The sequence below is a fragment of the Mesorhizobium sp. M7A.F.Ca.US.007.01.2.1 genome, assembly GCF_003998165.1.
GTDB classification, from domain to species: Bacteria; Pseudomonadota; Alphaproteobacteria; order Rhizobiales; family Rhizobiaceae; genus Mesorhizobium; species Mesorhizobium ciceri.
The window spans coordinates 1-7530 of the sequence record NZ_RZQP01000270.1; the positions used below are offsets into that span (position 1 = coordinate 1).

Consider the following 7530-nt stretch of genomic DNA (forward strand, 5'->3'; position numbering starts at 1 on the left):
ACGCAGCGGTGTGAGACGGGCATTCTTGTGGATGTTCATTCGGACCCTCCGATGGATGCTGAAGCGTGGTAACTCCAGTCTCCTCGGTCCGGTCCGAATGGACAACCTCTCGAAAGCTCACACCTAGGCCATTTCCGGCTTCATGCCCATGGCGGTCCTGTCGACGATTTCGCGTAGCGCAAAGGACGAATTGATCTTGGTCACATGCGGCATCGCCGACAGCCATTCCTTGTGGATGCGCTCATAGTCGACGAGATCCTTCGCCGCGATCCGCAGGATGTAGTCGTATTCGCCCGACATCAGGTGACAGGACAGCACGTTCGGGCAGCGCTTGATCGCCGCCTCGAAATCCGACAGCGTCTTCTCGAACTGCCCCGACAGCGATATGTGCACGATCGCCGTCATCTGGTGGCCAAGTGCCGCATTGGAAAGCCGGGCGTGGTAGCCGCGAATGGTTCCGGATTTCTCCAGATTGTCGAGCCGGCGCGAACAGGCCGACTGCGACAGGCCGACCTTCTCGGCCAGCGCCGCATTGGGTATCCTGCCATCCTTCTGCAAAGCCTCGAGAATGGCGATATCGATCCTGTCGAGCGGCATTATTCGTGAATCCTGCGAATATCTTGCTGTTTCGCGCAACGATTATCGAAACCGGCCGGTGGGCGCAAGCGCATTCGCAAACACCTGCGCAACGATTCGTGGTTCACTCCAGCCATACAGGGAACGGGCCCAAAAGGGCCGGATCAGGAGAAGAAAATGCGCGTCGGCTGCCCCAAGGAAATCAAGAACCACGAATACCGCGTCGGCCTCACCCCCGGCTCGGTCCGCGAATATGTCGCCCATGGCCACGAAGTGCTGGTCGAGACCGGGGCCGGTGCCGGCATCGGCGCCGATGACAACGCCTATCGCGCCGCCGGCGCCACGATTGCCAAGACGGCCGCCGAGGTGTTCGCCAGGTCGGACATGATCGTCAAGGTCAAGGAGCCGCAGCCCAGCGAATGGGCGCAGCTTCGCGAAGGCCAGATCCTGTATACCTACCTCCACCTTGCTCCGGATCCGGAGCAGACCAAGGGCCTGCTTGCGTCCGGCGTAACGGCAATCGCCTACGAGACCGTGACCGACGACCGTGGCGGCCTGCCGCTGCTGGCGCCGATGTCGGAAGTTGCCGGACGCCTGTCGATCCAGGCCGGCGCCACGGCGCTGCAGAAGGCCAATGGCGGCCGCGGCGTGCTGCTGGGCGGCGTGCCCGGCGTGCTGCCCGGCAAGGTCACCGTTCTCGGCGGTGGCGTCGTCGGCCTGCACGCGGCCAGGATGGCGGCGGGCCTTGGCGCCGACGTCACCATCATCGACCGCTCGATCCCGCGCCTGCGCCAGCTCGACGATCTCTTTGCCGGCCGCGTCCACACTCGTTACTCGACTGTCGAGGCGCTGGAAGAAGAGTGTTTTTCAGCCGACATCGTCGTCGGCGCGGTGCTGATCCCGGGTGCCGCGGCGCCAAAACTGGTTTCGCGCGAAATGCTGTCGGGCATGAAGAAAGGCTCGGTGCTGGTCGATGTCGCCATCGACCAGGGCGGCTGCTTCGAGACCTCGCACGCCACCACCCATGCCGAGCCGACCTATGAGGTCGACGGCGTCATCCACTATTGCGTCGCCAACATGCCGGGTGCCGTGCCCGTCACGTCGGCCCACGCGCTCAACAACGCGACGCTTCACTACGGCCTGCAGCTCGCCGACAAGGGCCTGAAGGCGCTGGTCGACGATCATCACCTGCGCAACGGCCTCAATGTCCACAAGGGCAAGATCACCAACCGCGCAGTCGCCGAGGCGCTCGGCTACGAACTGGTCGAGCCGAAAGCGGTACTCGCCGCCTGATTTTCGCGAAAAACAGCTCCTTTCAATCCAGCCCGCCGGTTCCATGCCGGCGGGTTTTTTCTTGCGAGCCTGTTTTTCAGGCAAAGCATGGCGCCGAAAGATGTGACGCAACGGCACTTTGCTCATCATTGTTGCATATTTGTCATTCCCGTGCCGGCCGGTTCCCTGCTAGAGACATTCTGGGTTTACTCATGGGGTACGGGCATATGTTCATTCGCACATCCGCGAAATCTTTTCTTCTTGGTGCTGTTTCTGCTGTGGCTTTGATATCTGCTGCTCACGCAGCAGACGTCGTGCAGCCGGTAGAAGAAGCTGCCGGCTTTAACTGGAGCGGTGCTTATGTCGGCATCGGCGGCGGCTTTGGCGCCAGCGTACACAAATTCAGCGTACCTGGCCTAGACTTCAATGGCCTTGGTGGAAATGGCGTCTTTGGTGAATTGACGGCAGGCTACGATTACATGGTTTCGGAGCGTTTCCTGCTCGGTGGTTTCATTGACGCAAATCTGAGCAACATTGGTCCCTCATTGAGCATTGCAGGCGGCGATGTCGATCTGACAAACTCTTATGGCTTCGATGTTGGCCTGCGTGCCGGTTACCTGCTCAATCCGAATACGTTGGGCTATGTACTCGGCGGGTACACCTGGCAGCATTTCAAACTTGACGGATCGGGCGCCGCGGACGGCTTGGAATTTTCGCAGAACCGCAGCGGCTATGTGCTCGGCGTTGGCATGGAAACCGTGCTGCGTGGCAACTGGACATTGAAGACCGAATATCGCTACGCGGACTACGGTGACAAGTCGGTACTCGATCTTGGCGATGCCTCTCTCGATATCGAGCCTTCCACCCACACCTTCCATATCGCGGCAAACTATCGCTTCGGCGCGCAAAATGGTGGCGGCACGTCCTTTGCCGCCCCGGCTTACGATTGGACCGGCTTCTATGCCGGTGGTGCGCTCGGTGCCGGCACGATGGTGCATGATCTAAACCTCAATCTTGGGTTGGGTGCTAGCGGCGAGCTCAACGGCATTGGCGGCGAAGGCGTGTTCGGCGAGGCGAGCGTCGGCTATGATCATGATTTCGGCAGCTGGGTCGCTGGCGTTCAGTTGGATGCCCGTTATTCCGGCATCCAGACCAAGCTCGATCTCGGCCCCGTTTCCATCAAGGGCGATGCCGACTACGGCTTCGATGCTCTCGCTCGAATCGGTGCCAAGGTCAACGAATCAACGCTGGCCTATGTGCTCGGCGGTTACAGCTGGCAGCACTTCGATCTGCATGCGGAAGCGCCCGGTGGTGGTAGCGCTGACATCTATGATTGGGGCTCAAGCGGCTTCTCGATCGGTGGCGGCCTGGAAACTGCCGTTTCCAGCAATATGACCGTCGGTTTGGAATACCGTTATTCGCAGTATCAGAAGGAAGACTTCGGCTCGGGCGGCATTCTCGAGGACACCCCGTCTTTCCAGACCGTGCGCCTCGGCGCGAAGTACAAGTTCAACTAAAAGGCCCTCCAGCCAAACAGTTGCAGCCCGTCGGCCATGCCGGCGGGCTTTTTTCTTGCGTGGAATACGTCTGCTCCAAACGCAGGCAACAAAAAAGCGGAGCCAAAGCCCCGCTTCCTCGATGACGAGATTTGCCGCCGGTTCATCCGCGGTCGGCAAATCGATCGACAATGGCTTTCTATCGCGACTATGCGACGGGAGTACGACAGCTGTTTCCAGCGGCTAATCTCAGCCTCAAGCGCGCTCGATGCGGCACTGGTAGCAATTGTTGCGCGCCGAGCGGACATGGACGTAGGCGATCTCGTCGCGTTCCAACAAGGTCTTGGCCCGCCCGGTGATGTCTCCGGTCGGGACCACGCCGCCGCTGCCATAGACGATACGGTCATCCCTGCCATAGCCGCGCACGATGTAGTCGGGGCTGTCGAGAATCTCGGGCAGCGCCTCGCCCTCGGCAGCGCCGTCGCATTCCTCGGCATGCAGGAAGATCGGCCCGGTTTCGGCATAGGGCTGAAGCTGCGGGAATGGCCTGTATGCCAGAACAAGATAGGCATCGCCGGCTCCTATGTTCTTCAAACAATGCCGGCAAGGCATGCCGTCACCATCTGAGACCTTTCGCTCGGGCGTTTGGCCATAAGCATCGACGCCACCACGCTGCAGCGTCCTGACAGCTTCGGTCGGCAAAGCTTTGAACTGGATGGTCATGGAAAAATCTCCGGTGTCGTGATTGGAAATTATGTCCTTGAACCCTCGCCGCCCACCCGATTCCTGCCAAATGTCGAAAAGCCGATCGCCCCTCGGCGATCGGCTCTCATCAGGTTCCTGTCAAAGGCGCCGGCTAATTAAAATTCGGAGCTGCGACTCAACGGATGAAATCGTCGAAGCGGCGCAGCGTCACCCGGCGATTCTGCCAGTTTTCGTTCTGCGTCTGCACCAGCAAAAACTCCTCACCGTAACCAACGGTTTCCAGTGCATGGCCGGGCACCCTAAATTCGCGCACCAATGTGCGCTTGAGCGAAGCGGCGCGTTGTTCGGACAGGGCCTGGTTCGACTGGAAGGAGCCGACGGCGTCGGTATGGCCCTCGATCAGCACGCGGGCGCCGGGATCGCGGCGCAGGATTCGCCGCAGCGCGTCGGCAATAGTCTCGATCTTGTCGTATTGCGAGTTGGCAATAGCCGCCGAACCGAAGGCGAAGTTGATCGACTGGATATCGATCGAGCGGGCCATGCGGCGCAAATCCGGGCGCCGCTTGAATTCCCGGATGGTGACGCGCTCGTTCGGCCGCAATTTCACACGCGGTGCCGCCTCGAGCTTCCGCTCGATCGTCGCGGCCGAAGGCGTTGTCGCCTGGGCTGCGGCCAGGCTTGGCATGGCAATCGCCGCGATCAGCGCGGCGGCAAGTGTACGGCGGGTCAGCATGTCTTCGTCTCCTTCGGCCTTTGCCGCATTGATGGTGCGGGCAACATGCCAAAAGCAGCCTGAAGGGCTGATGAACGACAGGTTCAGATTCGAGCTGGTGTCAGCTTCCGGCTAGGGCCGCATGACGCTGGCCGCGCGCTCGGCGAAAGGCAGCGGATGCACGATTTCCTTCTTTTGCGCCACCGGTGCAAAGCCGAGCTTCTGGTAAAGCGGCAGAGCCGCCGGATGATCGAGCGTGCAGGTCTGCACCGTCACGCGCTTCGGACCATGCGACCAGGCGGCTGCGATCGCGGAACCCAGGAACCAGCGGCCGATGCCTTGTCCCGTCGCATGTTCCATCATGCCGAAATAGGCGAGCTCGACTTCTTCCGGCAGATGCGGCTTGAGATCGAAGAAGCCGGCGGGTGCGCCGTCGAGATAAAGGACCCTGATGTCGCGATCCTCGCGATGAATGCCGGCGGCAAGCTCGTCGTCATCCAGCCTCAGCACATTGACCCAGTGCCATTTGCGCCCCACCCGGTCCATCAGGTAGCGGTAGAAATGCAGCGGAATGTCCTTGGTCTTCAGCAGCGCGATCTGACGGTTGTAGGGCACCGGCGGCGAATAGGCCGGCGGCACATGCATCTCGAGAAACGTCACCGTGACGTCAATATCTTCCAGCGCGCCGTTTTCCATCGTCTTCATTCCTTGCCGATCACAAAACGGGGCCGGTCACGACAGGCGTGTCGGAAAGCCCGCCCCACTCCGTCCAGGAGCCGTCGTAAAGCCTGTTGTTGGTATGGCCAAGCGTTTCCAGCGCCAGCGTCACCACCGCTGCGGTAATGCCGGAGCCGCATGAGGTGACGACAGGTTTCGACAGATCGATGCCGGCCTCCTCGATCGCCTTGCGCAGGCGGTCCTTCGACAGCAGCTCGCCATTTTCCGACAGCGCCGAATAGGGCAGATTGCGCGCGCCAGGCATATGGCCGGAGCGGATACCCGCGCGCGGCTCAGGTTCAGTGCCGGTGAAGCGGCCCGGTCCCCGGGCGTCGGCGATCTGGCTTGCCCTGGTGTCGACGATCCGGCGCATGTCGGCGAGGCTGGCGACGCGCCCGGAGTCGAAATCGGCATGAAACACGCTTGGCGCGATCTTCGTCGGCTCAGCCGTCACCGGTCTGCCGGCGGCTTTCCAGCCATCGAAGCCGCCATCCAGAATATAGGTCTGGAAGACGCCCATGACCCTGAACATCCACCACGCCCGGGGCGCCGAGAAGAAGCCCGGACCATCGTAGACGACGATGGTGTCATCGGCCGAAACGCCCATGGCGCCGACATACTGGGCAAAATGCTGCGGTGACGGCAGCGTATGCGGCAAGGGCGAATCCGGATCCGAAACGGCATCCTGATCCAGAAATCGTGCGCCCGGGATGTGGGCCGAATCGTACTCGCCGCGCGCATCGCGCTTCTGCGCCGGGAGATACCAGGATGCGTCGATGATCGTCAGGCCCGGCTGGCCGAGACGTTGCTGCAGCCAGTCTGCGTCGACGGTGAAGGGGCTGTCCTCGGCCATTTTGTGCTCCTGCTCGCCTTTTGGCGATCACTGTCTGTTCAGTTTGCCGGCATCGGCCCAAAGCGGATGCGGAAGCGTCGGTTTTCACGGCCCTTCTTCTCGATCTTGCCGATGTGGATTTCGCCGACTTCGCCAGTGCTCTTCACATGGGTGCCGCCGCAGGGCTGGCTGTCCACCGAGGCGTTGTCACCGATACAGACCAGGCGGATCTTGCCGGTGCCGGCCGGCGGCCGAACGTTCTTGGATTTCACCAGGCCAGGATTGGCGGCCAGTTCCTCGTCACTGATCAGCCTGACAAAGATCGGATGATCGGCCCGCACCAGCTCCATCAGCCCGGCGGTGATGTCCTCCTTGGTGAAACCGGCATCCGGAGCGTCGAAGTCGACACGGCTGTCGTCCTCGGAAACGGCGGCACCGGTGATTGGAAACGGACAGACGACGGTGAGCAAATGGCAAGCCGCATGCATGCGCATCAGGAGATGCCGGCGTTCCCAGTCGATGGCCAGCCTCACCGTCTCGCCGACCTGTGGCACTGCTTGCTCCGGCGCCGGCACATGGATGATCTCGTCCTTGGTCTCGCCGGTGAGGGTAGCGGCAATGGCGATGCGGCTGCCGTCCGCGCGTTCGAGATAACCGGTATCGCCCGGTTGGCCGCCCGAAGTGGCGTAGAAGATCGTCCGGTCGAGGATGATGCCGCCGCGGTCGTTGACGGCAACGACTGTCGCATCTGCCGTCCGCAGATAGGCGTCGTCGCGAAACAGGGCATCCGTCCTGTTTGCCATCACGCGACCTTTTCGAACGGCACCGAAATTGTGCTCTTCAGCTCCATCCAGCCTGGCACCGGCAGTTGCTTCTCGCGCAGGAATTCCGGGTTGAACAGTTTTGACTGATAGCGCGTGCCGTAGTCACAAAGAATGGTCACGATGGTGTGGCCGGGACCCAATTCCCTGGCCAGGCGGATCGCGCCGGCAATGTTGATGCCGGTCGAGCCACCGACGCAAAGCCCCTCTTCCTGGATCAGGTCGAAGACGATCGGCAGCGCATCCTCATCGGGGATCTGGAAGGAAAAGTCCGGCGTGAACCCTTCGAGATTGGCGGTGATGCGCCCCTGCCCGATGCCTTCGGTGATCGAGCTGCCTTCGGACTTCAGCTCGCCGCTGGTGTAGAAGGAGTAGAGCGCGGCCCCCAGAGGGTCGGCC

Annotated in this window: 8 protein-coding genes and 1 pseudogene; 2 read left to right on the forward strand and 7 right to left on the reverse strand. The window is 61.5% G+C overall.

The genetic code is table 11. From position 1 onward, the window contains the following. Positions 1–123 precede the first annotated feature (123 nt). On the reverse strand, positions 124–597 hold the full coding sequence (locus EN949_RS30555) for an Lrp/AsnC family transcriptional regulator (protein WP_013531467.1): 474 nt from the start codon (positions 595–597) through the stop codon (positions 124–126). Between the two features lie 156 nt (positions 598–753). On the opposite strand from EN949_RS30555, the gene ald reads away from it, so the two are divergent. Both ald and EN949_RS30565 read left to right on the forward strand, forming a co-directional pair. Further along, a complete protein-coding gene (gene ald / locus EN949_RS30560) occupies positions 754–1869 on the forward strand; it encodes an alanine dehydrogenase (protein ID WP_023812057.1) in 1116 nt (371 codons plus the stop codon). Positions 1870–2075: 206 nt separating this feature from the next. After that, complete coding sequence (locus tag EN949_RS30565) at positions 2076–3365, forward strand: outer membrane beta-barrel protein (RefSeq protein ID WP_164755532.1); 1290 nt, start codon at positions 2076–2078, stop codon at positions 3363–3365. 234 nt (positions 3366–3599) lie between these two features. On the opposite strand, the gene EN949_RS30570 is transcribed toward EN949_RS30565, so the two are convergent. From EN949_RS30570 to EN949_RS30595, 6 genes and pseudogenes are all read right to left on the reverse strand, one after another. Further along, complete coding sequence (locus tag EN949_RS30570) at positions 3600–4067, reverse strand: DUF1203 domain-containing protein (RefSeq protein ID WP_013531464.1); 468 nt, start codon at positions 4065–4067, stop codon at positions 3600–3602. Positions 4068–4224: 157 nt separating this feature from the next. Then, entirely contained in the window at positions 4225–4782 is a 558-nt protein-coding gene (locus EN949_RS30575; protein ID WP_013531463.1) for an OmpA family protein, read from the reverse strand. Positions 4783–4893: 111 nt separating this feature from the next. Continuing rightward, entirely contained in the window at positions 4894–5457 is a 564-nt protein-coding gene (locus EN949_RS30580; protein WP_013531462.1) for a GNAT family N-acetyltransferase, read from the reverse strand. Between the two features lie 19 nt (positions 5458–5476). Further along, on the reverse strand, positions 5477–6331 hold the full coding sequence (sseA, locus tag EN949_RS30585; protein WP_127366845.1) for a 3-mercaptopyruvate sulfurtransferase: 855 nt from the start codon (positions 6329–6331) through the stop codon (positions 5477–5479). Between the two features lie 38 nt (positions 6332–6369). Continuing rightward, positions 6370–7113: an alanyl-tRNA editing protein gene (locus EN949_RS30590; RefSeq protein WP_127366844.1), complete on the reverse strand. Its 744-nt coding sequence runs from the start codon at positions 7111–7113 to the stop codon at positions 6370–6372. Next, a pseudogene (locus EN949_RS30595) lies at positions 7113–7530 on the reverse strand (pyridoxal-phosphate dependent enzyme); the annotation flags it as partial. The gene EN949_RS30590 and the pseudogene EN949_RS30595, both read right to left, overlap by 1 nt.